The sequence below is a fragment of the Aliiroseovarius sp. YM-037 genome (assembly GCF_048060095.1).
Taxonomy (GTDB): domain Bacteria; phylum Pseudomonadota; class Alphaproteobacteria; order Rhodobacterales; family Rhodobacteraceae; genus JBLUOA01.
This window is the reverse complement of the sequence record NZ_JBLUOA010000001.1, coordinates 456,205-482,968: the sequence shown is the minus strand read 5'-3', so window position 1 is coordinate 482,968 and position 26,764 is coordinate 456,205. Positions and strand designations below refer to the sequence as shown.

Annotated in this window: 29 protein-coding genes and 1 tRNA gene; 10 read left to right on the top strand and 20 right to left on the bottom strand. The window is 59.6% G+C overall.

Annotated features, from left to right (window positions below; genetic code table 11):
* Nucleotides 1–14 precede the first annotated feature (14 nt).
* The 6 genes from ACEWPJ_RS02315 to ACEWPJ_RS02290 all read left to right on the top strand — a co-directional run bounded on the left by ACEWPJ_RS02315 (nt 15) and on the right by ACEWPJ_RS02290 (nt 7,746).
* Nucleotides 15–878, top strand: a complete 864-nt coding sequence (locus tag ACEWPJ_RS02315) for a LysR family transcriptional regulator (RefSeq protein WP_416510592.1) — start codon at nt 15–17, stop codon at nt 876–878.
* A 122-nt stretch (nt 879–1,000) separates the two neighbouring features.
* Nucleotides 1,001–2,452, top strand: a complete 1,452-nt coding sequence (locus tag ACEWPJ_RS02310) for an aldehyde dehydrogenase family protein (RefSeq protein WP_416510590.1) — start codon at nt 1,001–1,003, stop codon at nt 2,450–2,452.
* Nucleotides 2,452–3,426, top strand: a complete 975-nt coding sequence (locus tag ACEWPJ_RS02305) for a membrane dipeptidase (RefSeq protein ID WP_416512986.1) — start codon at nt 2,452–2,454, stop codon at nt 3,424–3,426. Before ACEWPJ_RS02310 ends, ACEWPJ_RS02305 begins: the two co-directional genes overlap by 1 nt.
* 13 nt (nt 3,427–3,439) lie before the next feature.
* Entirely contained in the window at nt 3,440–5,140 is a 1,701-nt protein-coding gene (locus ACEWPJ_RS02300; RefSeq protein ID WP_416510588.1) for a hypothetical protein, read from the top strand.
* On the top strand, nt 5,137–5,784 hold the full coding sequence (locus ACEWPJ_RS02295) for a DUF3726 domain-containing protein (RefSeq protein WP_416510587.1): 648 nt from the start codon (nt 5,137–5,139) through the stop codon (nt 5,782–5,784). Before ACEWPJ_RS02300 ends, ACEWPJ_RS02295 begins: the two co-directional genes overlap by 4 nt.
* 114 nt (nt 5,785–5,898) lie before the next feature.
* Entirely contained in the window at nt 5,899–7,746 is a 1,848-nt protein-coding gene (locus ACEWPJ_RS02290; RefSeq protein ID WP_416510585.1) for a BCCT family transporter, read from the top strand.
* Between the two features lie 170 nt (nt 7,747–7,916).
* Here the strand turns inward: ACEWPJ_RS02290 and ACEWPJ_RS02285 are convergent, their stop codons facing one another.
* The 11 genes from ACEWPJ_RS02285 to ACEWPJ_RS02235 form a co-directional block, all read right to left on the bottom strand.
* Nucleotides 7,917–9,038: an alpha-hydroxy acid oxidase gene (locus tag ACEWPJ_RS02285; protein WP_416510583.1), complete on the bottom strand. Its 1,122-nt coding sequence runs from the start codon at nt 9,036–9,038 to the stop codon at nt 7,917–7,919.
* Between the two features lie 12 nt (nt 9,039–9,050).
* Nucleotides 9,051–9,605, bottom strand: coding sequence for a sulfopyruvate decarboxylase subunit beta (comE, locus tag ACEWPJ_RS02280; RefSeq protein ID WP_416510581.1), 555 nt, complete (start codon nt 9,603–9,605; stop codon nt 9,051–9,053).
* The gene (locus ACEWPJ_RS02275; protein WP_416510579.1) at nt 9,602–10,108 is read right to left on the bottom strand and encodes a thiamine pyrophosphate-binding protein; all 507 of its coding nucleotides are present in this window, start codon (nt 10,106–10,108) and stop codon (nt 9,602–9,604) included. The genes comE and ACEWPJ_RS02275 overlap by 4 nt, the downstream gene beginning before the upstream one ends.
* Before the next feature lie 67 nt (nt 10,109–10,175).
* Entirely contained in the window at nt 10,176–10,589 is a 414-nt protein-coding gene (locus tag ACEWPJ_RS02270) for a universal stress protein (RefSeq protein ID WP_416510577.1), read from the bottom strand.
* 42 nt (nt 10,590–10,631) lie between these two features.
* On the bottom strand, nt 10,632–11,612 hold the full coding sequence (locus tag ACEWPJ_RS02265; RefSeq protein WP_416510575.1) for a zinc-dependent alcohol dehydrogenase: 981 nt from the start codon (nt 11,610–11,612) through the stop codon (nt 10,632–10,634).
* Entirely contained in the window at nt 11,609–12,370 is a 762-nt protein-coding gene (locus ACEWPJ_RS02260) for an SDR family NAD(P)-dependent oxidoreductase (protein WP_416510573.1), read from the bottom strand. Before ACEWPJ_RS02260 ends, ACEWPJ_RS02265 begins: the two co-directional genes overlap by 4 nt.
* Nucleotides 12,363–13,670, bottom strand: coding sequence for a histidinol dehydrogenase (gene hisD, locus ACEWPJ_RS02255; protein ID WP_416510571.1), 1,308 nt, complete (start codon nt 13,668–13,670; stop codon nt 12,363–12,365). Before hisD ends, ACEWPJ_RS02260 begins: the two co-directional genes overlap by 8 nt.
* Nucleotides 13,671–13,679: 9 nt before the next feature.
* A complete protein-coding gene (locus ACEWPJ_RS02250) occupies nt 13,680–15,008 on the bottom strand; it encodes a TRAP transporter large permease (RefSeq protein ID WP_416510569.1) in 1,329 nt (442 codons plus the stop codon).
* A gap of 11 nt (nt 15,009–15,019) precedes the next feature.
* Entirely contained in the window at nt 15,020–15,532 is a 513-nt protein-coding gene (locus ACEWPJ_RS02245; protein ID WP_416510567.1) for a TRAP transporter small permease, read from the bottom strand.
* A gap of 111 nt (nt 15,533–15,643) precedes the next feature.
* Nucleotides 15,644–16,792 carry a TRAP transporter substrate-binding protein gene (locus ACEWPJ_RS02240; RefSeq protein ID WP_416510566.1) on the bottom strand — a complete coding sequence of 383 codons (1,149 nt, stop codon included), beginning with the start codon at nt 16,790–16,792 and terminating at the stop codon, nt 15,644–15,646.
* A 33-nt stretch (nt 16,793–16,825) separates the two neighbouring features.
* Nucleotides 16,826–16,999 (bottom strand): hypothetical protein, encoded by a 174-nt coding sequence (locus tag ACEWPJ_RS02235; protein ID WP_416510565.1) that lies wholly within the window; start codon nt 16,997–16,999, stop codon nt 16,826–16,828.
* 150 nt (nt 17,000–17,149) lie between these two features.
* On the opposite strand from ACEWPJ_RS02235, the gene ACEWPJ_RS02230 reads away from it, so the two are divergent.
* Nucleotides 17,150–18,175 carry a LacI family DNA-binding transcriptional regulator gene (locus ACEWPJ_RS02230; RefSeq protein ID WP_416510563.1) on the top strand — a complete coding sequence of 342 codons (1,026 nt, stop codon included), beginning with the start codon at nt 17,150–17,152 and terminating at the stop codon, nt 18,173–18,175.
* A 58-nt stretch (nt 18,176–18,233) separates the two neighbouring features.
* Entirely contained in the window at nt 18,234–18,569 is a 336-nt protein-coding gene (locus tag ACEWPJ_RS02225; RefSeq protein ID WP_416510562.1) for a hypothetical protein, read from the top strand.
* 39 nt (nt 18,570–18,608) lie between these two features.
* On the opposite strand, the gene ACEWPJ_RS02220 is transcribed toward ACEWPJ_RS02225, so the two are convergent.
* From ACEWPJ_RS02220 to ACEWPJ_RS02185, 8 genes are all read right to left on the bottom strand, one after another.
* A tRNA-Ser gene (locus ACEWPJ_RS02220) sits at nt 18,609–18,698 on the bottom strand.
* 99 nt (nt 18,699–18,797) lie between these two features.
* The gene (gene hemN, locus ACEWPJ_RS02215) at nt 18,798–20,153 is read right to left on the bottom strand and encodes an oxygen-independent coproporphyrinogen III oxidase (RefSeq protein WP_416510560.1); all 1,356 of its coding nucleotides are present in this window, start codon (nt 20,151–20,153) and stop codon (nt 18,798–18,800) included.
* Between the two features lie 62 nt (nt 20,154–20,215).
* Complete coding sequence (locus ACEWPJ_RS02210) at nt 20,216–20,428, bottom strand: NnrT protein (protein WP_416510558.1); 213 nt, start codon at nt 20,426–20,428, stop codon at nt 20,216–20,218.
* A gap of 26 nt (nt 20,429–20,454) precedes the next feature.
* Complete coding sequence (locus ACEWPJ_RS02205) at nt 20,455–20,634, bottom strand: hypothetical protein (RefSeq protein ID WP_416510557.1); 180 nt, start codon at nt 20,632–20,634, stop codon at nt 20,455–20,457.
* Between the two features lie 2 nt (nt 20,635–20,636).
* The gene (locus ACEWPJ_RS02200; protein ID WP_416510555.1) at nt 20,637–22,520 is read right to left on the bottom strand and encodes a nitric oxide reductase activation protein NorD; all 1,884 of its coding nucleotides are present in this window, start codon (nt 22,518–22,520) and stop codon (nt 20,637–20,639) included.
* Nucleotides 22,521–22,523: 3 nt separating this feature from the next.
* The gene (locus ACEWPJ_RS02195) at nt 22,524–23,321 is read right to left on the bottom strand and encodes a CbbQ/NirQ/NorQ/GpvN family protein (protein WP_416510554.1); all 798 of its coding nucleotides are present in this window, start codon (nt 23,319–23,321) and stop codon (nt 22,524–22,526) included.
* Nucleotides 23,318–24,673 (bottom strand): cbb3-type cytochrome c oxidase subunit I, encoded by a 1,356-nt coding sequence (locus tag ACEWPJ_RS02190; protein WP_416510552.1) that lies wholly within the window; start codon nt 24,671–24,673, stop codon nt 23,318–23,320. The genes ACEWPJ_RS02195 and ACEWPJ_RS02190 overlap by 4 nt, the downstream gene beginning before the upstream one ends.
* 11 nt (nt 24,674–24,684) lie before the next feature.
* Complete coding sequence (locus tag ACEWPJ_RS02185) at nt 24,685–25,137, bottom strand: c-type cytochrome (RefSeq protein WP_416510551.1); 453 nt, start codon at nt 25,135–25,137, stop codon at nt 24,685–24,687.
* A gap of 163 nt (nt 25,138–25,300) precedes the next feature.
* Between ACEWPJ_RS02185 and ACEWPJ_RS02180 the strand changes: the two genes are divergently transcribed.
* Nucleotides 25,301–25,519 (top strand): DUF1858 domain-containing protein, encoded by a 219-nt coding sequence (locus ACEWPJ_RS02180; protein WP_416510550.1) that lies wholly within the window; start codon nt 25,301–25,303, stop codon nt 25,517–25,519.
* Here ACEWPJ_RS02180 and ACEWPJ_RS02175 read toward each other — a convergent pair.
* Entirely contained in the window at nt 25,516–26,211 is a 696-nt protein-coding gene (locus ACEWPJ_RS02175; protein WP_416510548.1) for a Crp/Fnr family transcriptional regulator, read from the bottom strand. The genes ACEWPJ_RS02180 and ACEWPJ_RS02175 overlap by 4 nt on opposite strands.
* Before the next feature lie 102 nt (nt 26,212–26,313).
* On the opposite strand from ACEWPJ_RS02175, the gene ACEWPJ_RS02170 reads away from it, so the two are divergent.
* Nucleotides 26,314–26,745, top strand: coding sequence for a pseudoazurin (locus ACEWPJ_RS02170; protein ID WP_416510546.1), 432 nt, complete (start codon nt 26,314–26,316; stop codon nt 26,743–26,745).
* The last annotated feature ends 19 nt before the right edge of the window (nt 26,746–26,764 follow it).

The window sequence follows — 26,764 nt, the reverse complement described above, 5'->3', positions numbered from 1 at the left end:
CAATCAAGATTGAAATGCTTCGTTGTTTCACGGCGGTCGCCCGTCACGGCAGCCTGTCCGACGCCGCCGAAGCGCTTGGGCGCACGCCATCCGCCGTTTCGATGATGCTAAAACAGTTCGAAGACAATATCGGCGCGCCGCTGTTTGAAACGGCCCGCAAATCGCGGTTGACGCCTTTGGGCCAGTTGATCTTTGACGAGGCGCGGCGCGAGGTTCGCCATTTTGAAAACACGGTTTCGGTCATCGAAGGGCTGGCGCGGTCGGATCTGGGGTATCTGCGTCTGGCCGTGACCCCATCCGTCGCCAATACCTTTCTACCGGATGCGGTTTTGCAGTTCACGCAGGCACATCCGAAGGTTCAGATCGACATCCGGGATATGGACTCCGCCTCTATCGCGACGGAACTGCGGCGGGAGCGCGCGGATATCGGCATTGGCACATTGGAAGCGATTGAGGGGTTGCACCGGACCCATCTGTTCAGCGACGAATTCGGTGTTGTTTGCCGGAAAGATCACAACCTGACGCAGAATTGGGATGAGCTTACGTGGCGCGACATGCACGATCACGTCTTTATCGCCAATGGCCTGTGCCACCTTATCACCGACACAGACTTCGGACCGATCCTGGCCGCGTCGCGGATGATGGTGCCGAACACGACCTCCCTCATCGGGTTGGTCAAGGCGGGCGTTGGCATCACTCTTCTGCCCCGCCTTGCCGCGGCCGCATGGCAGAACGATTTGGCGTTCCTGCCGCTTGTCGATGTCACGGCGCGGCGGGACGTTCATATGGTCACGCAACCGTCGCAGGTGCTTACCCCGGCGGCGCGGACCTTTGGCGAATTGGTTAGCGCCCTGAACCGGGACGGCATGATCGGGTGAAAAACTTAAAATTCAGCTATTCTGAATTAAAATACAGTTTATTCCAATTGCCTTAATCAACGCTATGCGGTCTTCTTGCCGTGCGCACACTATGCGCGCCACTCATCAGCAGGAAGCGCACCATGACCACCGAAAACCTCAACTACATCGCAGGCGAATGGGTCGGCGGCGCTGACGAGATCGAAAACCGCAACCCGTCGGATCTAAGCGACCTGATCGGTATGTTCGCGCAGGCGACGCCGGATCAGTTGGATGCAACGCTCGACCAAGCACATAAGGCGCAAGCGGAATGGGCCGCTGTCGGGATCGAGCGGAAATACAACGCCTTGATGGCCATCGGCAACGAACTGATGGCGCGGGCGGAAGAACTCGGCACATTGCTTGCGCGGGAAGAGGGTAAACCGCTGGCAGAGGGTAAGGGGGAGGTCTACCGCGCCGGGCAGTTCTTCACCTACTACGCCGCTGAAACATTACGTCAGATGGGCGAAACCGCGGACTCCGTGCGTGACAGCATCGAAATCGACGTACGCAGGGAACCTGTCGGCGTTGTCGCCGTAATCTCTCCCTGGAATTTCCCGACAGCGACGGCGTCGTGGAAAATCGCGCCCGCATTGGCCTATGGTAACGCGGTGGTCTGGAAGCCAGCGAACGCCACGCCTGCTTCGGCCGTTGCGTTGGTTGAAATCATCTCACGTCAGGACATTCCGAAGGGTCTTGTGTCCCTCGTCATGGGCGCAGGTAGTTCTGTTGGTCAGAGATTGGTTGAAAGCCCGAAGGTCAACGCGATTTCCTTCACCGGTTCGGTTCCCGTTGGCAAAGGCATCGCAGCCGCGGCGATTCAGAACCTGACCCGTGTGCAGATGGAGATGGGGTCAAAAAACGCGCTTGCCGTAATGGATGATGCAGATCTCGACCTTGCCGTATCGCTCGCCCTTGGCGGGGCGTTCGGCGGGTCCGGGCAGAAATGCACAGCGTCCTCCCGATTGGTGGTGCATCAGGCGGTGCACGACCAGTTTGTCGAAAAGCTTGTCGCCGGTGCAAAGGCGATGAAGGTCGGCCACGCGCTTGAGGCCGGAACACAAATCGGCCCGGTCGTGTCCGAACGGCAGTTGACCGAAAACCTCGCCTATGTCGACCTCGGTAAATCCGAAGGCGCAGAACTGCTGTGTGGTGGGGCGCGTTTGGATATGCCGACCGATGGCTACTACATGTCCCCCGGCGTCTTTGTCGGCACTAACAACGATATGCGGATCAACCGCGAGGAAATGTTCGCACCCCTCGCCTGCGTGATCCCCGTCGCGGGCTATGATGAGGCGTTGCACGTCGTCAACGACACGAATTTCGGCCTGACCTCGGGCATCGTCACCACGAACCTTGCCCGCGCGACGCACTTCCGGCGCAACGCCAAGACGGGGTGCGTGATGGTCAACCTGCCGACGGCGGGCACCGATTACCACGTGCCATTCGGCGGTCGCGGTGACAGTTCGTATGGCCCGAGGGAACAAGGCCGATACGCCGCTGAATTCTACACCATCGTCAAAACATCCTACATCGCGTCGGGCACTCCATCATGATGCGGATCGACAATCTTCAATACGCCAATTGGTCTGAGAAGATTTTTCGCCAAATGCGCGACGGAGGTGTCGACGCCGTTCACGTCACCATCGCCTATCATGAGAACTTCCGCGAAACCGTGCTGAACTTCGAAAAGTGGAACAGGTGGTTCGAACAATATCCCGACCTGATCCTAAAGGGCGAGTGGGCCAGTGACATCGACCGCGCCAAGGCAACCGACCGCACGGCGATATTCTTCGGTTTCCAGAACCCAAGTCCGATTGAGGACGACATCGGACTTGTCGAAATCGTTCACACCCTCGGCGCGCGCTTCATGCAGTTGACCTATAACAACCAATCCCTGCTCGCGACCGGATGTTATGAGGCTGAAGACACCGGCATCACCCGAATGGGCAAACAGGTCGTCAAGGAAATGAACCGTGTCGGGTTGGTGGTCGACATGAGCCATTCAGCTGATCGCTCCACCATCGAAGCAGCTGATACTTCGGAACGCCCCATCGCCATCACTCACGCCAATCCCTACGAATGGTCACCGGCCCTTCGCAACAAGAAAGACGATGTAATCCGCGCCGTGACGGAAAATGGCGGGATGCTGGGGTTTTCGGTCTACCCGCATCACCTGAAGGACAAGTCCGACTGCACCCTAGACAGCTTTTGCGAAATGATTGCCCGGACCGCCGAAAAGTTCGGCTGCAACCACCTCGGGATCGGCACGGATTTATGTCAGGACCAGCCTGACAGCGTTGTAGAATGGATGCGCGTCGGGCGGTGGAGCAAGGAAATCGACTATGGCGAAGGGTCAGCCGCCGCGCCCGGTTTCCCACCGATGCCAAAATGGTTCCGCGACAACTGCGATTTTGGTAATATCGAAGAGGGTCTTCGCCGCGTCGGTATGAACGAAGAGGAGGTCGCGGGGATCATGGGTGACAACTGGTATCAGTTCTACGCAGCTAACTTCACACCGATGACTTAAGGGCAGGATAAATATGCTCAAGACCCAGTCGCCATTGCAGATACCACGCCGTGACCCGGCTTTGGTCATGCGGCTTGCGCGTCTTGGGTCATTCCATCAATCGCGCCTGTCGTTCATGCGGATTCTGACGCGTCGGATGAAACGCGAAAACTGGACGTTCTCGCGCCCCACATTCGACATCGACGCAAACGGCGTGGGCCACGCGGTCTATTGCGCCCATACGCCTGACCGCACCTATTCCCTTATCGCTTTCGCGCATGACCTGCCGGCGGATAAACGGTCCGACCGCGTCATTGCAGAGGCTTGGGACAGCACGTTCACGTTGTTCGATGGCGTGCCGACTGGTGATGATATTGAACGCCTGTCGAAAAACATCCCACTGCAAGAAGCTGGGCGCGTCAGCGAAAAAGAACTGTCCGTGTCGCGGGCGAACAGGTCCGTCCGGCTGTGGGAACATGCCATCGCCGCGCTGGCCGCCGGAGGGCAACCCGACCCGGCTGAGATCGCATCGGTCGGATATCTGATGCGCACGACGGCGGTTTACGGTTCCGGAAAACTTGGCGCGGCGGACCGAGAGATGATCGCCACGCGCCCGGAATTTACAGCGCCCTTTCAGGTAGAGATGCTATCGGTCTTCCTGACCCGCGCTTACGTGCGCGATTTGGTTCAGCACATGGCCGATCAGCGCGGAGGATCGCAAACCGCCAAGCTTGACCCCGAAATCGCGCGCAGCATGGGGATCGGCAATTCCACCGGCCTTGGGATGGCACCGTTTCTGTTGAACCATCCGAACCTTATCAACAACTGGATAACCGTCCGGGAAGAGGCGATTGCCCGCGTCCGCAACCTGCCATCGGCGAGCGAGGATGAGGTTCAGCACTTCCGCGAACTGCTGGCCCGGTCGCAGATGTCTGCCGATATTTGGCGGTCTGAACACCCAGCGCAGATCGAAAAACTCGCCATCCTGCGGGCCGATCTTGCGGCACTGGCGGATCATGTTTTGTCGTCTGATCTGAACGAAAACCTCCCGTGGGATCGCCTTTACAGGTGGACTGAAAAATCGCTCGGCTTGGATGCGCAGGAATGCCTCGCCTCGCTGATGCTCGAACCTTACGGCGCGTTGGTGGACGATCTGGCGGATCAGATGTCGGTGCCGGATGCGTCAACGTTCCGCATCAATGGTGCGATGACGATTGGCACATTGAAATCCGTGTTGTCGCGCAACTATGGCTGGGCGCTGGGCCTTGACTGGGCCGCGAAAGAAAACTGCGCCCGCGCGTGGTATGTCTCGGCGGAAAAGCTTGAACCCCGCCTCGGCGAACGGTTTGAAGAGCCGATTGCGGCTTATGAACAGCCGCTCGCGCCCGGACGTGACGCCGCACATCTCTATCACGAAGTTTCGTCGTGGCCCGAAGACACGACCTTGGCGGAATTCCTTGTCCGCCACCCCGAACATCGCCACACGGTCCGCCGCGCACAAATAGTCGACCTCGCGCCTTATGCGGAAATTCACGATAACACCATCGGATCGGACCTGCTGCCGATTGATATGCTGCGCTGCAAACTGTCGTTCTTTGGTGCGACGCATTTCGATCCACGCTCTGATCGGTGGGTGCGCATATGCCTTTATGGAAACGCGCCCTACCCTGAAGAACTGCAAGAATGTGACGCTGATTTCTGGCCCTATCCGCCGCTTGAAACGACCGCGCCATGAGCCATTCATTGAACGAAATCGACGCACAAGCAAAGCGGGCCGCACGGGGCGCGGGTCTGTCCTGGGGAATCTCAGAGGAAACCGGAAAAGCCGTCAGATGGCTCGCCTCACACGATTTGCCCGGAGTCGCATCCCTCGCGGACTTGTTGGGGCGGATCGATCAGGCCGCCGCCGAAACACTCGCCCCAAAGACGCTGAATGGTGTCTGGGCGTCGTTTTCGGGGCACCTTTGTCCGCTGCTGGGCGGCGCGGCGCTTAACGATTGTGCAGACTTGCTCGCGCGAAACAGGGAAATCCGCATGCAAAATGTGCTGCATCCAATCCTGCTCGTGCCGTTCGCGGCATGGGCAGCGCTTCACATCAAAGCGCCAGTTGCGGTGTCGTGGCTGAAGGTCACATTCGTGACCGACGGGCGCAAGCTCGCGGTCAACGGCCCGGCCGAGCAGATCAACACCCAAACCGCCGCAGATGTCGTGTGCAAAAAGGCCAACGCACTGTCGAACGCTAAAGCCCCCACTAATCGGGGCAGCGTCGGTGGCAAGGCATGGGCGCGCCTGGGCGAATTCGCACAGCGCACCTACGCCCCCGCAACCGAAGAGTCCCGCCTACTTGGGGCTGGCGCGGGGGTATCTGACAATGACTGATTTACAACCTAACCATCTGGGAATTGCGCAGTTCACAGGTGGCAACAAAAAAGAATGGGCGCGGCAATCGACTTCTGCCGCGTTCAAGCGCATCACAGCTGACAGGGGACGAACATGTCAATCAAACCACCATTTACCGATCTGGAGATAAAGAAAGCTCCGACCGGTTTTTACGAAGGCTACAGCCTTCCTATCGCGCTGGTCAGTAAGATCAGTATGTCGCTACTCGTGATCTGGGCGCTGATCTGGCCCGGCAATGCCAGCAGTGTGTTGTCGGCGGTGAACGGCAGCCTGCTAAACGGGTTCAATACGTTCTATATCATCGCCGTCGGTATCTTCGCCTTCTTCCTCTTTATCCTCGCGGCACTTCCCGCGACCGGTAGAAAGAAGCTTGGCGGAGAAGGCGTCGTGCCTGAATTCTCCAACTTCTCGTGGTTCTCGATGATGTTCGGGGCCGGTCTGGGCGTCGGCCTGATGGTCTTCGCAACGGCTGAACCGCTGGGGCTTTGGGGTTCAAACCCGGTGATCCTAAGCGGTGAAGTTGCACCTAACTCCGAAGAAGCCGTGCAATCGGCCTATCGCTATACCTTCCTGCACTACGGCTTTCACGCTTGGGCGATCTACGTGATGACCGGCCTTTCGCTGGCTTATTACGCCTACACGCGCGACATGCCTTTGACGATCCGTTCGGCGCTGACCCCCCTGTTGGGCAAAGCCGCGAATGGCCCGATCGGGCACCTGGTCGACGTGCTTGGCGTGGTTGCCACGATCCTTGGCGTGTCCGTCACCATCGGGTTTGGCGTCAGCCAGTTCGTCGATGGCGTCTATGCGGTCACGGGTGTTGAGTGGTTGATGAACGGCGATGCCGAGGCTCCGAAGCCAAGCACCGTCGGTCTGATCAGCGCGTTGCTGGTGATCATGGGTCTGTCGATCCTGTCCGCCGTTTCCGGCGTCGGGCGCGGGATCAAATACCTGTCCAACCTGAACCTCGTGCTATCAATCATCCTGCTACTGACATTCATCGTCTTCGGGTCCTTCCTGTTCGCGATGACCAAGTTCGGCGCAGGGCTGGTGGATTACATCATGCACTTCATCCAGCTTTCGTTCGGCGCATACGGCCCGCAATCTGCGGATGCCTTTACCGCAGCACTTCCCGAAGCTGTGCAGGCACTGCCGGCAGAGGACGTTTCTGCAATCTATAGCAGCGCAACTTCGCCCTGGGGGTCGCCGGCTGGCTTCACCGAAGGTCTGCCCGCGTCCGCCGCTGCACTGGAAAACCCAGAGCAGGTGTCCGCAGCCGTCTATGAGGCCGGAGAGCAGGGTCGCCAGTTCGGCTGGCAAGCCGGGTGGACGACGTTCTATTGGGCTTGGTGGATCGCGTTCTCGCCCTTTGTCGGGCTGTTCCTTGCACGTATCTCCAAAGGTCGGACGGTGCGTGAGTTCATCCTTGGCTGCGTCATCGCTCCTGCGATCGTCTGCTTCCTGTGGATGACCATCCTTGGCGGCACAGCCATTGATCTGGAACTGAACGGCGATGCAGCGGGATCGATCATCGGGGCCACGAATACGGCCAAGCTGTTCGTAACGCTTGAACAGATGATCTCGGGCGGGTTCCTGTCGGGCATCACCATCATGTGCGTGGTGCTGATCATGACGTTCCTCGTGACGTCGGCAGACTCCGGTATTCTGGTCATGAACACGATCATGTCCGGTGGTGAGCAGGAAACCGGCATCAAGCACCGCATCATCTGGGGTCTTATCCTGACCGCGGTGATCGGTGCGTTGATCATTGCGGGCAATAGTGGGGCCGAAGCCAACCCGTTCGGCGCCTTGCAGAACGCGATGATCATCGGGGCGCTGCCCTTTACGATCGTCATGGTGCTGATGCTGATATCGCTGGTAAAAGCGCTATACCGCGACAGCATCCGAGAGAAATCGGATCTGGTCGAAGCGACCGCCTGATCTGAAGACTTAGAAATGGAAGGCGGCTGCGTGTTTGCGCGGCCGTTTTCATTTGGACCGTCGCGTCGGCATCGAGCCTGCCGCCTTCAGATCAACCGCCTGCTCCGTTAAGGCCATACTGGTGCTTTCGTTCGGCATCCCGGCATCGGTGCCGAGCGACATTCCATAGACTAGCTGTCTTGCACCAAGGCCGACGACAGACCGCGCAAGTTGGTCTTTCCGACCTGCGCGAGCGTTACGCTGATATCCTCAGCGATCAAATCGCAGTAGCGGCGAAGGCCTTCTTCCCCACCTGCCGCGATGGCGAATTGCAGGGCGCGGCCGAAAAACACGAAATTCGCGCCCATCGCGTAGGCTTTGACGGCATCCTCCCCCGACCGCAGGCCGGTATCGTAGAGCAGCGGGAAATCCTCCCCCACCGCCGCGCGAATTTTCTGAAGCGCGAGGATCGGCGGCGGGGCGCTGTCCAATTGCCGCCCGCCGTGGGTCGAGACCTGAATCGCGTCGACCCCGGCGGCCTTCAGCGTCTTCGCGTCTTCGACCGACGTGACGCCCTTCACGACCAGCTTGCCCGTCCATTGCCCGCGCAACCGATCTAGGAGGTCCCAATCGGCAGCTGCGCGGCTGGCTGTTCGATCAAATTCAAACCCCGGCTCGGTGAAATTCGCCATCTCGGGTTTTCCGTTGGCAAGGGTCGATAGCGACCAGCGCGGGTGCATTGCGAAATCGAGGAACTGCTTGGGGCCAATACGGAAGGGCATTTTGAACCCGCGACGCAATTCGCGGGGTCGGCGACCCACCTCCGGAACGTCGACCGTCAGGATCAACGTGCGATAGCCCGCCGCCTTTGCCCGTTCGATCAGGCGATCCGTGCCGCTGCGGTCCCCGCTGATGTAAAGCTGAAACCAAGCGTGGCCATCGGCGACTTCGATCATCTGTTCCAGCGAGGTCGACGCGACCGTTGAAACCCCAACCGGCATCTGATGGCGGGCGGCAATACGGGCCAGCATCAGGTCGGCACCGGGGGCCGATAGGTTGCACATACCCATCGGACTGATCCCGAAAGGTAGCTTGCCGCCGTGGTCAAACACCGGCATCCCGATGTCACGGCCTTCGACGTTCACCAGCACGCGCGGTTGCAGGCGGATGTCGCGCAATGCGGCCAGATTCAGCGCTTCGCCATGTGCCTCGCCCGCCGCACCGTCGATATAGTCGAACACCATCCAAGGCAGACGCCAGCGCGCGATGGCACGGGCGTCTGCGTAGGATTGGATTTGCGGCGTGCCGAACATCGGTTCAGCGTGTCAGCTTGCCACGGCGTTCATGAACCGATCACGGATAACGACGGGGTCCTTGGTGATCACCGGCAGCTTGATATTGCCACTTTCGCATTTGCAGACGATCACGGTCATCTTCTTGCTGTCGATGGCGGCCTGCAGCACTTTGCCTGTGTCCTCGGCCTGACACTCCACCACGTTTTCGCAGCCACACGCTTTAGCGACCGCGGTTAAAGAGGTCTTTTTCCCCGCATATGTCGGCTGATCGCCTGTCGAACCATAACTGCCATTGTCGATAATCAGCAGGATGAAATTGTCAGCGACGTTGTTCGCAATCGTCGGCAGGGTGCCGAAATTGGTCAAAACGGACCCGTCCCCATCGATAGAGATCACGGTCTTGTCTTGCGCGAGCGCAACCCCCAGCCCGATGGACGAAGCAAGCCCCATCGTCCCGAGCATGTAGAAATTCGTCGGCTGATCGTCGATCATGTGCAGTTCCTGGCTGGGCAAGCCGATATTGCAGACAACCAGATGATCACGAATGACAGGCGCGATGTCGCGCAGAACTTCGGAACGTATCATTGGTCTCCGTAGCCTCCCCAGAAAGATGCGTCGGTCAGGATGGCGACCGGCTTGTTGCACATGAAGGTGTATTTCAGGATCGCGTCGAGTTCGTCCGCATCCGATTCCTTGTGGAAGTGATAGGTCGGGATGTGCAGTTGGTTCAGCAGTGCCTTGGTATGCACCGCCATTTCCACCTGACAGGCGACCGGTTCGCGCAGCTCTCCGCGATAGCTGATCAGCATCGGCAGCGGCATCCGGTAGAACTGGGTCAGCGTGACCAGCGTGTTCACCGTAACCCCGATGGCCGTGTTTTGCATGATGATCGCCGGACGTTTGCCGCCCATGAAAGCCCCGGCGCAAAGGCCCATGCCTTCGTCTTCCTTGTTGGACGGGATGTGATGAATCTCGGGTCGGGCCTCGACCTCATCAATCACGCCGGCAAGCTGCTTGCACGGGACTGTGGTTATAAATTCGACGTCATTGGCGACGAAATCATCCACGATTTTAGTGCTGATGGACACGTTCGTAGTTCTCCTTATGGCGCTCGGTCGCATTGACCCAGCGGGTGTTTGTTGTTCCTTAAATCCGTCAAGCCGGTTCGCGCAGGACATGCACCGCACAAGGCGCGTGGCGCACGACGCGGGCGGCGGTCGAACCGAGCAGATAATCGATCAGCCCCGGTTTATGTGACCCAAGCACGATGCAGTCGGCGTCTATTTTAACGGCGAAGTCGATGATGCCCCGCCCGCTATGCCCCTTGACGATAGCCGCTGTGACGTCCGGCTGATCTTTAGCACGCTCCTCAAGCTTGGCCTTCGCCTTTTCATAGGCTTCCTGCACGACCTTATCGTCAAGATAGGCGCTCGCCGTGCCGGACGGCGCTTCGTAAACGTGCAAAGCGGTGATTTGGCCGCCCTCGGCCAGAAGCGTGCGGGCGATGGCAAGCGCGGCTTCGCCGATACCGTGGTCAAGCGCCATCGGGATAAGGATGTTTTTATACATGCTGCACCTTCGCTGGTTGATGGGTTGTCAGTGATCTTGTCATCACGGCTCCAGAATGATCTTGGGCGCGGCGACCTTCCCGGCGCGGATATCGGAAAACGCCTGCGCACCATCACTCAACGGGCGTGCTTCGGTCCAGTCAAGGGGGCCGAGGCTGCCGTCAAAGATCGCCTGCGCCGTGTCGCGGAAATCCTGCGCGGTGTAGGTGTAGGTGCCGATGAACGTAATCTCCTGCAACGTCATGCGCCGGATATCGAGGCCATCTGCCGCCTCGCCCAGCCCGACATGGACGATGACGCCACCGGGCCGCGCAATGGCAGAGGCATCGGCGCGGGTCGCGGCATAGCCAACACCGTCGACGACCAGATCCGCCTCAGCAATCGTGCCGGGTGCGACGGCGTCGAACCCTTCGATCTGGTGAAGCGTTGCGCGGCGCATCTCGTTCGGCTCTGCGACATGAATATCCGTCGCCCCGAACGCGCGGAGCGCAAGCGCCGCGCCGACGCCAATCGCCCCGCCACCGATCACAAGGCACCGCGCCTGCTGCAACGGTATGTCGAGCGCATCGCCCGCAAGCCGCACCGCGTGCCAGCCGCAGGCCAAGGGTTCCGCCAACGCCGCCTTTGACAGCGGAACATCATCCGGCACCGGAATAAGGTTTTCGTCGCGCATGACAACTTGTTCGGCAAACGCACCTTCGGCCGGCGGCATGGAGATGATCTTGCGCTCCGGGCACAGGTTATCTCGCCCGGCACGGCAGGCGCGGCATTCCCCACAAGTGACGAGCGGGTTGATCGTCACACGCTCCCCATCCCTCGCGCCACCGACGACGATGCCAGCAGCCTCGTGTCCAAGGATCAACGGGGCGGGGCGGCGTTCGTCGTGCCCCAGATAGGCGTGCATGTCAGAGCCGCAAATGCCCGACGCCTCTATTCGGATCAGGCTTTGGCCCGGCCCTGGCTGCGGCTTTGGCACCTGCTGGTAGGCGAGCGTTTCGACTCCGGTGTAAACAAGCGCTTTCATTTCGCGGTAAACCCTCCGTCAACCATCAGGATTTGCCCGGTCACGTAGGCCGATGCCTGTGAGCACAGGAACAAAAGCGGGCCGTCGATATCATCCAGCTCGCCATTGCGCCCGACGCAGGTCTGCGCCGCGTTGCGATTGGCGCGTTCGGGGTCGGCGAAAACCGGGCCGGTCAGTTCCGTCGGAAAGAACCCCGGTCCAAGCGCGTTTGCGGTGATCCCGTGTTTCGACCACGCCTCTGCCATGGCGCGGGTCAGTTGGCCTATGCCCGCTTTGGACGCGCCGTAGCTGACACCACCGGGAAAGGCGCGGGTGGTTTGAAGCGACGCGAAGTTGACGATACGGCCCCAGTTTTTCGTCCGCATCGCCGGAACAAACGCTTGGCTCAGGAAAAACGGCGCGGCGAGGTTTAGGTTCATCGTCACGTCCCAGCCTTCGTCGGTTACATCGTCGGCGCCCTCTCGTGCGTTGATCCCTGCGGCATGGACGGCGATATCCGGCGGCCCAAACAGCTTGGCCACGTCGTCGGCAATACGGCCAATCTGGTCGCGCTGGGACAGGTCCGCAGCGACGACAGCGGCGTTTGCGCCCGTCTCAGCGGCCCAACCCCTCAACGCGTCTTCCCGGCGTGCGACCCCGACGACTTTGGCCCCGGCGGCGATCAGAACATCCGCCGCGCGACGCCCCAGCCCCGCACTCGCGCCAGTCACGCAGGCCACACGACCGCTTAGGTCAAACAGATCGCCCGGGCTACTCATCCGCTGTCAGGTCAAAGGTTTCATCAGGGAAATACTTGGCCAGTCGCACATCCGCCGCGCGGGCGTGGCCCTCCATCCCTTCAAGGCGGGAAATCCGCGCGGTCGCTTCGGCCACTCGTTTTGATCCGTCGCGCGTTGCCCGCTGCCACGTCACGATTTTCATGTATTTGTGGATCGACAGCCCACCTGTATAGGACGCAGCGCGGGATGTCGGCAGAACGTGGTTCGTGCCGGAGGCTTTGTCGCCGTAGGACACCGTCGTCTCTTCACCAAGAAACAGCGAGCCATAGCAGCTTAGCCGGTCCAGCCACCATTCAAGATCGGCAGCCTGAACCGTTAAATGTTCCGGTGCGTATTCGTCCGAGGTTGCCGCCATTTCTTCGCGGTCGGCACACAGGATGACTTCGGCATAGTCGCGCCAAGCGGCGCGGGCGTTGTCGCGGTTCAACTCAGGCAGATCATCGATCAAGCCGGGCACGCGGCCCATCACGTCTTCGGCTAAGGCACGATCATCCGTGACCAACCAAACGGGCGAGTTATAGCCATGCTCCGCCTGACTGACGAGGTCGGTCGCGACGATATGCGGATCGGCGGTCTTGTCCGCCAGTATCAAGCTGTCGGTCGGGCCAGCGATCATATCGATGCCAACGCGCCCAAACAGAATCCGCTTGGCTTCGGCAACGAACTGGTTACCGGGTCCGACGAGGATGCTGGCCTTCGGAAGTCCGAACAGGCCAAAGGTCATCGCCGCCACACCCTGCACACCACCCAGCGCCATGATCTTATCGGCACCGCAGACATGCGCTGCATAGATGATTGCCGGGGCCACCCCGACGCCCGGATGCGGGGGCGATGTTGCCGTGATGTGGTTGCACCCCGCGACCTTTGCCGTTGTTACCGTCATGATCGCGCTCGCGATATGGCTGTAACGCCCGCCGGGAACGTAGCAGCCCGCCGCATCAACCGGGATCGCCTTTTGCCCGGCGACAAAGCCCGGCACGACCTCATATTCAATATTGCGAACGGTTTCCTTCTGCGCCTCGGCGAACCGACGAACGTTGTCGTGCGAAAACTGGATGTCGGCTTTCAGCTTCTCGGGCACCAAGGCGCTCGCGGCCTCGATCTCTTCCGGCGTGAGGATGATGTTGCCATCATACTTGTCAAACTTCGCCGCGTATTCAATCGCTGCGGCATCGCCGCCTGCTTCGATGTTTGTCAGGATTTCCTGCACAACTTCATGGACATCCGAGGCGCCGGATTGAGCGGTGAGAGTAGCCTTTTTAAGATAGTCGCGCGCCATTTGAGTATCCTATTTGAGTATATCTGGGAGCATCGTAGTCGAAATTGCCGGAACATATGCGATCAACAACACGACAACCAGCATGAAGAAAACGAACGGCACAGCGCGCCAGGCGATCTTCAGAATCGACTCTCCCGTGATGCCGGACACAACGAAAAGGTTGAGGCCAAGCGGCGGCGTGATGAAGCCAACGCCAAGCGCCGTGATCATCATGATGCAGAACTGAATTTCGTTCATGCCGATGTTGTCGGCCAAAGGCTTCAGGATCGGAGCGAGGATCACGATATTCGGTGTGGTCTCCATCACGCAACCCGCCGCGATCAGGATACCGATCATCATCAGCGTCAGGATCATTGGGTTGTCGGTCAGCGTGGTGATCGAATAAACAAAGCCCTGCGGCACACCCATGATCGCCAGCGCCTGCGCCAGTGGCAGAGAGAATGCGATGATCGGCAGGATGATCCCGTTCACCTTGGCCGAACTGATCAGCATCGCCGGAAAATCGGACAGTTTCAGCGTGCCGAGGATGAAGCCAATGATGATGGTGACGATCACCGCGGTCGCGCCAGCCTCGGTCGGGGTCAGGCGGCCAGAAAAGATGCCGTAGAAGATGATACCCGGCACGATGAACGCATACCAACCAGAGCTGAGCGCTTTGACAAGCTGCCCGCCCCATTCGGCGAAGGACATGTTGCCACCGCCCTCGTACCCATAGATGCGATTGACGATGATGTTCGTCACAAGGATCGCCGTTAGGATCGCAACGCCCGGAATAAGGGCCGCGAGGAACAACGTCGATGCGGATATCCCGAGCACCAAGCCGATAATGATATAGGCGATGGACGGCGGGATCAGGATGCCGGTGCAGGCCCCCGCCGCGACCAACGCACAGGCATAGGGACGCGGGTAGCCGCTTTCGACAAGCCGATCAATGGTCATTCGGCCAACGGCTGCGGCGCCAGCCGCGTCAGAGCCGGAGATCGCTGCAAACATGCCGCAGACAAGCACAGTCGCAGAGCCGAAGCCGCCTTTTGCAAACTGTGTCAGCGCCTCTGCCACGTCCAGAAATTTCCGTGACAAGCCGGTGCGCACCAACACGTCGCCGGTCAGGATAAACAACGGCACAGCCGTCAAGGCAAAGGCGTCAATCCCGTCAAACAAACTTTCCCCGACCAACGCCAACGGCAGGTCGCCCGACATCAGCAGCATGGTAATTGCCGCGACACCGATAGAGGCCCAGACCGGCACCGCAAGCGCACACAGAACAACGAAGATGATGACCGGTAGGTAGAAATCCCAGCCGAGCTCGACGGTTTGATTAAGGGTGTTCCAAAGCATCTCTTATCCCCTCAATCGAACAATTTATCGCCTTCGTAGACGGGCGTGCCGTCACGAAGCGAGCGCAGATCGCGCAGGAAAGACTGAATCAGGCGGATGATCATCAGCGAAAAGCCGACCGGAACCGCCAGCAGGAACCACACCATCGAAACGCGTAAACCGTGACTGACCGAACCGAACTTCCAAGACACGTGGACAGTCTCAAGCGACCAGTAAAGCGCGATCAGCGCGACGCCGAACATGACCAGATCACCAAAGATATAAAGCAGCGCTTTGGCCCGCGGCCCGAGGTAGTGCATGATGACATCGATGCGGATATGCGCACGTTCCTTGACCGCAGCGGCCGCGCCAATCCATGCCAGATAGATGAAGGAATAGCGCACGATCTCTTCGCCCCAAATCGAGGAGTAGGCGAAAATTTCGCGTCGCAGCACTTCGACCGCCATGGTCAAGACAAGCATCACGTAGAAGACCAGCAAGGCCCACCGTTCAGCGTCTCGGTTGAGTATGCGCAGGAAATGCATGGTGCCTCCTTCGCGTCGCCAAAGCGGCGGGTGCCGCGCGACCCGGATCGCGATTCAAACTAAGTCAGTGGAAGAGTGACGAGCGCCTGGTAGGCGCTCGTCAAATTTGGATCAGGCGTCGTGGACGTAGTAGCGACCTTGGGTGCCTGCTGCTTCTTCAAGCTTGGCAAAGACTTCCATCGAGCCTGCCAGTTCCGTCTTGAAGCTGTCCCATTCGGGCAGCTGATAGCCCCCGGCGGCTTGCCATTCGCCCAGTTGATCGTCGGAGAGCGAGTGGAACTCAACACCCGCCTTGCGTAGTTCGGCCATCGCGTAGTTACGCGCGGACGGCACTTTGGCAAGGTTCTGGTGGCGGGTGATTTCCGACGCGACCATGATCCCGTCCTGCACGTCGGCGGGCATCGAATTGAACCACTCAAGGTTACACGAATAGACTTGGCTGTCCGGAACGGCTTGAGTGAAGGTCACGTGGCTGAGGATGTCGGTGAAGCCAAAGACGTGCAGCGCCCCAACAGCGGGGTCAAGCGCATCGGCGACGCCCTGCTTGATCGCAGAAGGCGTTTCGCCCCAAGCAACCGGCGTCGGGTTCGCGCCGACCATCCGGTAATACTGCTGCAACATGGCCGAACCCGGCACGCGGAACTTGACGCCCGACAGATCGGATGGCGACAGAACCGGACCCGCGCCGCCTGCCCGAACCGCAACAACGCGCGGGTCGATATTGACGTAGAACAGAGCCTTGAAGCCCGCCGCCTCAATCTTGGGATCAACCTCGGCCGCCCAGACATCGGAGTGGACGAGGTTGGTGAAACGCTGGTTCGAACCGCAAAGATACGGCATGTTGATCAGGTCGACGACAGACGCGAACGGTGCGAAGTTCGACAGTGAATGCTGCGCGGCCTGGATCGTGCCGGTCTGCACCTTCTGCGCCAGCGCGCCACCTGCACCAAGCTGTCCGCCGGGCGCCAGTTTCACATAAACCTTGCCGTTGGTTGCGTTCTGAATGTTCTCTTTCAGGTCCAACTGCATGATCGGGTAGCTGCGCGTCGCGCCAAGCACATAGGCCGTCGCGACGGTCATCACATGCTCTGCCGCACTTTCACGCTCGGACTCTTCGTTGGCCGTTTGGGCGGTTGCCTCGCTTGACCAAAGTGTTCCGGCTGCACCGGCCACAAGCGCCGCTGTGAAACTGCCGGTCCCAGCCAGTTTCAGAAAATTGCGGCGTTCCGCAGACTTCAGTTCTTTGTTGTCTTTATCCAATTTGTCGTCCTCCCTGGACAATGCTCCGCTGCGTTATCTTTTTTCGGCAGCTTCCCTTTTTATGATCGCCACGACGAACAGGATTGCAGTGGCAAACAGAAGCAGCATTTCGCTGATATCGCTGAGAAACGCAGATCCGGTCATCGACCCCAGACCCACATTTGCCGCAAAAATCACAAACAGAATGATCGCCCCAATTAGCGGCATGTCACATTCACTCCCTCTCGGACGCTGATTCTACATCTCATGTAAGCGCTTACATCGCAAAAATGCAAGCGTTTACATAAATCGCACTTCCAGCCCTATGTCTTGGCTGAGAATCCAGCTAGTTAAGCAAGAGGATTTGTGGGGAAAGGCATGACAACCCAACGACCGACGCCAACATTGCATGACGTGGCCGCGAAGGCTGGCGTGTCGACGGCGACGGTTTCCCGCTGCTTGAATTTCCCAGATCAGGTCGCGGAACGGACGCGCAAAAAGGTGATGACTGCGGTCCGCGCTTTGGGGTATTCGCCGAACTTCGGCGCCAAGGCGATGGCGGCCAAGCGCACCAACACCATCGGCGCAATCATCCCGACGATGGAAAACGCGGTCTTTGCTCGTGGCCTGCAAGCCTTTCAGGAAGAGTTGCGCGTTCACGGCTTTACCCTACTTGTCGCGAGTTCGTCCTATCGGCCTGACGTCGAAGAGGAACAAATCAGATCGCTCGTCGCCCGCGGCGCCGAGGCGCTGCTGCTGATCGGCCACGAACGAGACCCCGATGTTTATCGCTTTCTGGAAACACAGGGCGTGCCGTGCGTCGTAACCTGGGCCTATGATCCGCACCAGCCGCGCCCTTCGGTCGGCTTTGACAACTGCGAAGCAATGCGAACGCTGGCCGCTAGGGTGATCAGCCTTGGGCATCGCGATCTGGCGCTTATCTCCGCCGACACGGCCTCCAACGACCGCGCCAAGGCCCGCCAACGGGGCATTGAGCACGCGATGCGCGAGGCCGGACTATCACCAGAAACGCTGAGCATCATCGAAGCCCCCTACAGCATCGAAAACGGTGCAACCGCGTTTGAAACGCTGATGAGTTCCAATATCAGGCCGACCGCCGTGTTTTGCGGGAACGACGTCCTCGCCGTCGGCGCATTACAGCGGGCGCGCGACATGAAGATCGCAGTGCCCGACGATGTCTCTATCCTTGGCTTCGACGATATCGAACTTGCCCAAGTCGCTTTCCCGGCCCTCACAACTGTTCACGTGCCCCACCGCGAAATGGGCCGCCGCGCCGCGCAAGTTCTGGTGCAACAGGTTCAGGGTCAACCCATGCTTGAACCGGTGGAGTTGACCGCCGAGGTGATTATTCGTGACACACTCGCCGGAGTGCGGGCGCACTGACATTCAGGCATGCGCGTGGTAAGTTCCCCGCAGACGCATCAACTGGCAGGGGGCGACAATGCGCTTATCATCAGCGGCCCTAATTCTGATCGGAACCGCAACCGTCAGCCTTGCGGATGAATTCGACCCAAACGATCACGCCGGCCTATGCGCACAAATGGCCGAAAAGCATGAATGGGCCGACGGATCAAACGCCGTATCGAACTGCCCATGTTCGATGGAAAAACTTCAAGCCGCGATGTCGCCCGAACGGTTTGAAATCACGATAAAATGGCAGCTTGATCCCAGCAGCCTCTCCGACCTGCTGCCCCAAGACATGAACACCGCACAGTTCTACGACACCGTCGGACCACTATTCGGCGCGATCGAAGCGAAATGCGGGCATATGCGATAGGGTAGGAAGGTCACTTTCAGACACGTCGCTGATGCCTTGTGGCGGAGACGAAGGGATTCGAACCCTCGAAACGGTTTCCCGTTTACTCCCTTAGCAGGGGAGCGCCTTCGACCACTCGGCCACGTCTCCGTCGGTGGGTCTATCCTATTGCGGCTGAGGGAAACAAGGCTCAAACGACAGGTTTCGGAAAAAATGCGCCGACGGTGCGGGGATGGGATGCGCCGCGGGTTAGGACGCCTTGGAATACTGCGCCTCTGCCGGGGCGTAGGCGTCATAGGCGCTGGCGATGATGCGGGTCAGGGGGTGGCCTTCGGGTTTGATCGCGAGGGCGCTATCGGTCAGCGTGATGAACGGTGCGAATTTGCGGGCTACCTCGGCATGGGTCGGGGCGAGTTGCGCGGCATTTTCTCCGAATTCATGCTGCAACTGGTCTAGGTCTAGCGCGAAATCGCACATCAGCATCTCAATCGCCCGCGCATGTAACACGTCGTCCTGCGACAGCGGGTGGCCACGATATCCGGCGAGCGTGCCCGCTTCGATCCGCTGCATATAGGCGCCGGTCGCGGCAGCGTTCTGCACGTAACCTTGCGGATAGCTTGAGATCGAAGAGGCGCCCAACCCGATCAGGCTGCTGCAATCGTCTTCGGTGTAGCCCTGGAAGTTTCGGCGGAGGGTGCCTGCTTGGCTAGCGCGGCTCAACGCGTCGGCGGGCTTTGCGAAGTGGTCGATGCCGATGGCAGCGTATCCGGCCCCGACGAACATCTCTGACGCTTTTTGAAACAGGTGATACCGCAGTTGATCGCCGGGCAGATGCGCTTGGTCTATCAGGTTCTGGCGCTTTGCCATATGGGGCACGTGGGCGTATCCGAACAAGGCAACACGGTCGGGGTTGAGGGTCAGGACACGCTCTACCGATGCTGCGATTTTATCGAGCGTTTGGTGCGGCAGGCCATAGACCAGATCGGTGTTCAGCGATGTGATGCCAGCGGCGCGCAGCGCATCGACGCATCGCTTTGTCGCCTCGAAAGATTGCTCGCGGCCAATCGCTTCTTGCACGTCTTCGGAAAAATCCTGAATGCCGATGCTGGCGCGGGACATGCCTTCGGCTTGAAGGGCGGCGATCTTGGCGTCGTCGACCATCGTGGGATCAATCTCGACCGAGAACTCAAAACGTTCGGCGGGCGGGATGGCGGCTTTGATCGCCTGCGCCAGCCGGTTAATCATATGCGGTGGAAGGATCGTCGGGGTGCCACCGCCCCAGTGCAGCCGTCCCATCTTGATCCCAGCGGGCAGCGTTTTGGCGAGCAAGGTAAGCTCCGCCTCTAGCGTGCCGAGGTAGCTTTCAACCGGGCTAAGCGTCCGGGTGCCTTGGGTCCGGCAGGCGCAGAACCAGCAAAGGCGTTCGCAAAACGGGATGTGGACATAGACGGACACGGGCGCTGCCGGATCAAGGGCGCGAATGCACTCCACCTGGAAGGCTGAACCGGTGTCGGTCGAAAAGACGGGGGCGGTCGGATAGCTGGTGTAGCGCGGCACGCGCTGGTCAAACAATCCGAGTGTTCTGAGCTGATCGATATGTTCCATATCGCAAGGCTTAGCGGGCGGATCAGGCGCGGACTTTGCGGCAGATCAAACCGCGGGCAAGTTCAGCCCCTCTCCTGTGATTGATCGACGCGGTCCATCAGGCGACGGATGTGGCGGGCGAAGGCCCACGTTGCTGGCACGCCGAGGATCAATCCACCGATGATGGCTTCGGTCGGCAGTAGAACCCGCCAACCAAGCCATGACAGGATCAGCGAGAGGAAGAACAGGTTTACGGCCATCGCACCCGCCCCGAACGGGTAAAGAACCACGGTCATCCGCGCGACGGACCAGCCGGACCGTCTCATTGGCGATTCACGAGCCGATGGACAAGATAAAGCGCCCCGATCATCGCAAGCGATGCGAGCAGAAACCAAAGCTCCGCCGTCGCGCTTTGTGGCTGCGGCATGGGGCGTTCATACCCGGCGGCAAAGGCTCCGCCCGGCGTAAAGGCAAGAAGGGCTGCGATAAGTCTGGCTGACATGGTCAAATCTCCTGTGTCAGGGAACGGTAGATTTCAGGAAGCGCCCGCGTCAGGCGGGCTGGTTCCGGCAAAAGCGAAAATCCGGCACGGTTGAAGATGCGGGCGAACCAATCCTGCCCGTCCTCGTCGATCACGATGCCATGCACGGTTTGGCCCAGTTGACGAGCCTCGCGCACCGCCATGCGGCTGTCTTCGATCCCGTGCACCCCCTCGTAGTGGTCAAGGTCGTTGGGCTTGCCGTCCGTCAACACGATCAGCAGTTTGCGTGCGGCGGTTTCCTTGTCGAGCATCGCGCTGACATGCCGGATCGCGGCGCCCAGACGGGTGTAGTGGCCGGGCGTCAGGCTTCCGATGCGGGCCGTGACTTCGGGCGAAATCGGCGCATCAAAATCCTTGCAGCGGGACAGGAAGACCCGGTCGCGCTTCAGGGACGAAAATCCCCATATGCCCAACCTATCACCGCTGACCTCAATCCCGCTTGCAAACGCGGCGAGCGCTTGGCGCGCCACGTCGATGACACAGGTGTCACCGACAGCGGCCTCGGTCGATCGTGAGGTATCGAGCAGAAACGCGACAGACAGATCGCGGTCGATAGAGCGCATACTTTGATAGATCCGGTCGCTCGATTCCCCAGTCGCCTTCATATCGACCCGCGCCGTGATCAGCGCATCAAGGTCAAGCTCTGACCCCTCAATCTGGCGCGGGCGTAGGATGCGGCGGGGGCGAAGCGCTTCGAACTGCCGACGGACGTGGCGCACAAGCTGCGGGTCGGGGGCGAATACCTCATCGCCCTGCTCTTGTTCGGCCTCCAGCACACGGCAGTGATCTGGCATATAGCTGCGGTTCTTGTGGTTCCATTCGGGGTAAGTGAATTCGCCCGACATGCGTTCGTGGTCTGCATCTTCCGGCGACAGATCAAGGTGCATCCGCAGACGGGTCGCTGCTTTTTTATCGTGACGTGAAAGCGTGATGTTGTCCTGATCGTCCGCCGCCTTCTGGGCGTTTTCATCCTCATCGTCATCTACCATGCGGTTAAGGTTCATGCTCTCGACCCAGCTCAGGATCGCCTCGAACCGGTGGATGATAAAACTGTCGAGGCGGTTTGCCTCATCCCGGTTCTTGCGGGTGGCGAGCTTGCGTTTGGTGGTCGCGGCGGCGGGGGGCGGGGCGGTATCTTCCTCTGCCCGCGGGGCATCTTCTGACACCTCGGGCACCCCGAAGGACAGCCAGATCGGCACGGGCGCGTAGGGCATGTAGCCCCTGCCCGCGCCCTTGGTTGGGCAGCGTCCGCATTCGACACCTGATAGCTGTTCGCGGATCGCGTTTTCCACTCTCGCCTCAGCCGGCGGCAGGATCGGTCGGCGGCGGGTTTGCAAGATGTGATCGCACATCGCGCGATAGGCTACCCGCAATCCCGGGCAAGCGGCAAAGACCTGATCTGCCGCTTCGCTGTTCGCCCGGATTTGCGCCCAATCGAACAGTTCCGCATTGTCATTCGGCGCCGGACACGTCGCGAACGCGCCCATCGCTGTCAGCCAGCGATAGGCGGCGCGGTTCAGGCCTGCGTCGGGGAAGGCATCGATAACCGGCGGCAACCCCAACCGCGCCCCGTCAAAGCGTGGCACCTGCAGGGTTTCGCGCGCCGTGCCCAGTTTGCGCGACACGCTCAGCCGATGATCGGTGCGCACCGCTGGCGCCTCACCAATCTCAACGCTGGCGTCGCCGCCGAGGGCACGGAACAGCATGACGAGGCTGTGCCTGACATCGCTTAGCGTAACAGCCTCATCGTCGAACCGTTGATCCGCGCCGATCCCGCTGGCGTAGTCGTGCCAAAGGTTGCCGACAGTCTCTTCCGGCTCCATCAGGTCGAGAGGGTGGAGCGCCATAGCCTAACCGTAAACCGTCATGATGAGATCGCGCAGGGCCTCCTGCACGTCCGGTTCATCCGTCAGGGGTTCAATCACTGCGGCCTGCAGTGCTTTTTCAACCGCCATGCCCCCCGCGATCAGCGAGGCTGCGTAGATCAGCAGACGGGTCGACACGCCCTCCTCCAGATCCATACCGGACAGCGCGCGGATGTGGCCCGCCAACCGGATCAACGGCCTAACGCGGGCAACGTCCAGCCCGCTTTCCTCGGCAACCACGGCGATTTCTGTCGCCGCATCAGGAAAGTCGAATGTGACCGACAGGAACCGCTGGCGGGTCGACGGCTTTAGCCGCTTCAGGATGTTCTGGTAGCCGGGGTTGTAGCTCGCCACGAGCATGAACCCCTTTGGCGCCATCAGTTCCTCGCCCGTGCGATCCAGCATCAGGGTGCGGCGGTTGTCCGTGAGTGGGTGCAGGACGACAGTGACGTCCTTGCGAGCCTCAACCACCTCATCCAGATAGCAGATCGCGCCTTCACGCACCGCGCGGGTCAGCGGGCCATCGACCCATTCGGTTTCGCCCCCGCGCAGCAGGTAGCGCCCGATCAGGTCCGCCGCCGACAGATCGTCATGGCAGGCGACGGTATAAAGCCGCCGCCCAAGACGCGCCGCCATATGTTCGACGAACCGCGTCTTACCGCAGCCGGTCGGCCCCTTCAGAAGAAGGGGCAAACCGTTTTCATGGGCCGTCTCGAACAATGCACATTCATCGGCAACCGGCTGATAGAATGGCACGTCAAAATCGTGCTTTTGGGTTGTCATGCTTTCTCTCCTTCAGGGACCGGAGGAAGGTCGCCCGGCTTCACGATCTCCTTCCGGGGGAAAGCCATCGCGTAAAGGAACACGAGCGCGCCGAGCACGACAGCAACACCAGCGCCGAACCGCATGATGTAGAAGATCGAAAGCTGATCCTGCACATCCATGTAGTAGTCGCCGATCACCCGCTGCATGTGGGTCTGGATCGTCCCTGCGAAGGTCAGAACGAAGGTCATGAACGCCATGCCGCCGGTCATCAGCCAGAAGCTGCCCATGTTCAGCACCTGGTTGTAGGGGTCTCGCCCGCGCAGGATCGGCAGCGCATAGCTGAACACCGCGAGGTTCAGCGCGACGTATGCGCCGTAGAACGACAGGTGCCCGTGCGCCGCGGTGATCTGGGTGCCGTGACTGTAGTAGTTGACCCCATGCAGAGTGTGCAGGAACCCCCAGACGCCAGCGCCGAAGAACGCGACGGTCGACGACCCCAGCGACCACAGCAACGCCGCCTTGTTCGGGTGGTTGCGGCGGCCCTTCCAGACCATGACGAACGCGAAGCTCATCATTAGGAAGAAGGGGATGACCTCGAAGGTCGAGAAGATCGACCCCAACCATTGCCAGTAACCCGGCAGGCCAATCCAGTAGAAATGGTGCCCGGTGCCGAGAATGCCGGAAAACAGCGCGGTTGCGACGATGACGTAAAGCCATTTTTCAACAACCTCGCGGTCAACGCCAGTCAGCTTCAGCAGCAGGAAGGCAAGGATCGCCGCCATCACCAGTTCCCAGGTCGCCTCGACCCACAGGTGGACAACGAACCACCAATACATCTTGTCCAGCGACAGGTTGTCCGGGTTGATAAACGCGAATATCCACAGCAGCGACAGCAACCACAGGCCCAAAAGCAGGATGTTGGTTATCGCGGTTTTCTTGCCCGCGAGCGCTGTCATTGAGATGTTGAACAGGAAGATCAGCGCGGCGACGAGGATGCCGAACTTAACCCACAGGGGTTGCTCAAGAAACTCCCGCCCGCCGTGGATACCGACGAGGTAGCTGCCGACCGCGCCAAGCGTTCCGACGATCAGGATGATCAGTTGCAGATAGGCAAGCTTGACCGAATAGATTTCCCGCTCCGCCTCTTCCGGCACAAGGAAATAGGCCGCGCCGAAAAAGCCAAGCAGCAGCCAGACGATCAGCGCATTGGTGTGGATCATGCGGACGATGTTGAACGGCAGAAGTTCCGACAGGAAGTTGGGGCTGACATAGATCCACCCCGCCAGCAACCCGCCGACCACCTGAATGCCGAACAGGGCCATCGCAGCCGCGAAGTACCAGAGGGCCACTTTCTGAGATTGATATTTCATGGTGTTTCTCCTTAACCCGCGTCGTTTGGCGGCCAGTTCTGGGTGTCGGTTTGGTCAGCCCAGCGCAGGAATTCAGCAAGCCCGCGCATCTCTTCTTCGGTGATTTCGAAATAGGGCATCTGGCGCCGGCCTTCGACGCCGCTCGGCTGAGCCTTCATCCATCCATCAAGAATTTCATAGGCCAGTTCCGGATCGTCATTCGCGCCCCAACGGGTCATGACGTTGCCAAGCTCCGGCGCGAAATACGCACCCTCGCCGTGCAGCGTATGGCAGTTGATGCAGCTGTGCCGTTCCCAGACATGCTTGCCCAGAACGACCTCTTCGCTCAACGGCATACCGGCGGTTGAGGTGTTTACGATGTAACGGTGGCTTTGAAAGGTGAGGACGGCGAATACGATTATGAAGAACAGCGATCCTCCATAAAAGATATTCCGCGCCCGCGACTTTGTAAGGATCTCAGACATATGGGGAATCCTGCATAGTTGTGGCTATCACCAGCGTCATACCGGACCGCACCCGCGCGGAGTTTGTTGCAGCGCAAAGAACTTCGGGAAAGTCTGACTCAAACTCGGAACGGTGAGCAGACCGCGTGCCAACCCGCACGGTCAGGTCTGAGGAGAGGATGTGATGAGAGATATGTTACCAGTCAGCGATACGCTTACCGTCTTTGAAATCATGGACACGTGGCCGGAAACGATTTCGGTGTTCCTGCAATTCAAGATGTTGTGCGTTGGATGCTCTGTCGCGCCGTTTCACACGGTCGAAGAGGCCTGCATGGAGCATGAGATTTCCGAAGATACCTTCCGCGACGCGCTTCATTCCGCAATCAAAGGGGCCGAGTCTTAAGCCTGCGCGCCGCTCAGCAGGACGAGCTGGTGCGGCTCTGTCACCATGATCCGGCGGCGACCGCTTTCAACGATCCCCTGCTTTTCCCACGCGCTGAGCAATCGGCTGACCGTATGCAGCGTCGTTCCCGTCATTTCCGAGATATTCTGCCGCGTGATGGGAAAATCGATCAGGATACCGCGATCTTCCTTTTTGCCGGACTGGTTAATCATCCGAAGCAAGGCGCACGCCACCCGCTGTTCGACATGCTGGGTCGCCATTTCAACGATGCGGTTGTTCATCTCTCCGACCCTCTCGCCGACCGTCTTGTAGGTCTCGGTCGCGAAGCCATCGTATTTAGCGATGAAATCGGACCAGATCGTGCTGGGCCACGAAAGGGTCAGGCATTCATCCGCCGCCATTGCCGTCGCGGGATAGGTATCCCGCCCCAGCGCCTGCGCGATACCGAATAGCTGCCCGCTGGTGATGTGCAGCGCAATGATCTGCTCCCCGCCCTCGGTCGTGCGGACAACGCGGACATGGCCATCCAGCAGCAGATAGAATCGATCCGCCGGGAACCCTTCCTCAAACACCGCAACGCCCGCGTCAAACCGCTTGGCGGTCGCAAGATCTAGGATTTCGCGAATCTGCGCCCGATCCAGTCGACGGAACGGGGGAATGTCGATCAGCAGGCTTTCATCAAGTTTTTTCAAGAGCCGTCCCAGAGTTTGCGGAAGCACAAAGAACAAGGTGGTCGTCTACACCATATAGAGCGCGAGGAAAACAGACGCATGTCGAATGAAAGGACGAAACCAATGTTTGTTAAAACGCTTGCACTCACAGCCGCTCTGACGATGACGACAGCCATGGCGCAGGCTGAGACCTTCGAGATTCAAATGCTGAACCGGGGCGACGATGGCGCGATGGTGTATGAACCCGCTTACGTGGCCGCCCAACCTGGCGACACGATCACCTTCCTGCCGACAGATCGCGGCCACAACGCCGAAACGATCGAAGGCATGATTCCCGAGGGCGCAGAAGCCTTCAAAAGCGGCATGAACGAAGAATTCTCCGTGACCCTCGACCAAGAAGGGCTCTACGGAATCAAATGCACCCCACACTATGCAATGGGGATGATCATGCTGGTTCAGGTCGGCGACGCCGTTAACCTTGAAGAAGCGCAATCCGTTGATCAGCGCGGCAAGGCCAAATCCCGCTTTGCGCCGCTGTTTGAGCAAGTCCAGTAACACGCGTCCCTGCTTGTCT

Coding starts and splice junctions, on each gene's coding strand:
- ACEWPJ_RS02195 (WP_416510554.1), bottom strand. CDS start 23,321: ATGACAACCCAAAAGCACGATTTTGACGTGCCATTCTATCAGCCGGTT.
- ACEWPJ_RS02205 (WP_416510557.1), bottom strand. CDS start 20,634: ATGTCAGCCAGACTTATCGCAGCCCTTCTTGCCTTTACGCCGGGCGGA.
- ACEWPJ_RS02245 (WP_416510567.1), bottom strand. CDS start 15,532: ATGCATTTCCTGCGCATACTCAACCGAGACGCTGAACGGTGGGCCTTG.
- ACEWPJ_RS02230 (WP_416510563.1), top strand. CDS start 17,150: ATGACAACCCAACGACCGACGCCAACATTGCATGACGTGGCCGCGAAG.
- hemN (WP_416510560.1), bottom strand. CDS start 20,153: ATGGAACATATCGATCAGCTCAGAACACTCGGATTGTTTGACCAGCGC.
- ACEWPJ_RS02310 (WP_416510590.1), top strand. CDS start 1,001: ATGACCACCGAAAACCTCAACTACATCGCAGGCGAATGGGTCGGCGGC.
- comE (WP_416510581.1), bottom strand. CDS start 9,605: ATGATACGTTCCGAAGTTCTGCGCGACATCGCGCCTGTCATTCGTGAT.
- ACEWPJ_RS02300 (WP_416510588.1), top strand. CDS start 3,440: ATGCTCAAGACCCAGTCGCCATTGCAGATACCACGCCGTGACCCGGCT.
- ACEWPJ_RS02265 (WP_416510575.1), bottom strand. CDS start 11,612: ATGAAAGCGCTTGTTTACACCGGAGTCGAAACGCTCGCCTACCAGCAG.
- ACEWPJ_RS02200 (WP_416510555.1), bottom strand. CDS start 22,520: ATGGCGCTCCACCCTCTCGACCTGATGGAGCCGGAAGAGACTGTCGGC.
- ACEWPJ_RS02305 (WP_416512986.1), top strand. CDS start 2,452: ATGCGGATCGACAATCTTCAATACGCCAATTGGTCTGAGAAGATTTTT.
- ACEWPJ_RS02260 (WP_416510573.1), bottom strand. CDS start 12,370: ATGAGTAGCCCGGGCGATCTGTTTGACCTAAGCGGTCGTGTGGCCTGC.
- ACEWPJ_RS02235 (WP_416510565.1), bottom strand. CDS start 16,999: ATGCCGCTAATTGGGGCGATCATTCTGTTTGTGATTTTTGCGGCAAAT.
- ACEWPJ_RS02285 (WP_416510583.1), bottom strand. CDS start 9,038: ATGTTCGGCACGCCGCAAATCCAATCCTACGCAGACGCCCGTGCCATC.
- ACEWPJ_RS02315 (WP_416510592.1), top strand. CDS start 15: ATGCTTCGTTGTTTCACGGCGGTCGCCCGTCACGGCAGCCTGTCCGAC.
- ACEWPJ_RS02210 (WP_416510558.1), bottom strand. CDS start 20,428: ATGACCGTGGTTCTTTACCCGTTCGGGGCGGGTGCGATGGCCGTAAAC.
- ACEWPJ_RS02225 (WP_416510562.1), top strand. CDS start 18,234: ATGCGCTTATCATCAGCGGCCCTAATTCTGATCGGAACCGCAACCGTC.
- ACEWPJ_RS02180 (WP_416510550.1), top strand. CDS start 25,301: ATGAGAGATATGTTACCAGTCAGCGATACGCTTACCGTCTTTGAAATC.
- ACEWPJ_RS02270 (WP_416510577.1), bottom strand. CDS start 10,589: ATGTATAAAAACATCCTTATCCCGATGGCGCTTGACCACGGTATCGGC.
- ACEWPJ_RS02190 (WP_416510552.1), bottom strand. CDS start 24,673: ATGAAATATCAATCTCAGAAAGTGGCCCTCTGGTACTTCGCGGCTGCG.
- ACEWPJ_RS02250 (WP_416510569.1), bottom strand. CDS start 15,008: ATGCTTTGGAACACCCTTAATCAAACCGTCGAGCTCGGCTGGGATTTC.
- ACEWPJ_RS02295 (WP_416510587.1), top strand. CDS start 5,137: ATGAGCCATTCATTGAACGAAATCGACGCACAAGCAAAGCGGGCCGCA.
- ACEWPJ_RS02185 (WP_416510551.1), bottom strand. CDS start 25,137: ATGTCTGAGATCCTTACAAAGTCGCGGGCGCGGAATATCTTTTATGGA.
- ACEWPJ_RS02170 (WP_416510546.1), top strand. CDS start 26,314: ATGTTTGTTAAAACGCTTGCACTCACAGCCGCTCTGACGATGACGACA.
- ACEWPJ_RS02290 (WP_416510585.1), top strand. CDS start 5,899: ATGTCAATCAAACCACCATTTACCGATCTGGAGATAAAGAAAGCTCCG.
- hisD (WP_416510571.1), bottom strand. CDS start 13,670: ATGGCGCGCGACTATCTTAAAAAGGCTACTCTCACCGCTCAATCCGGC.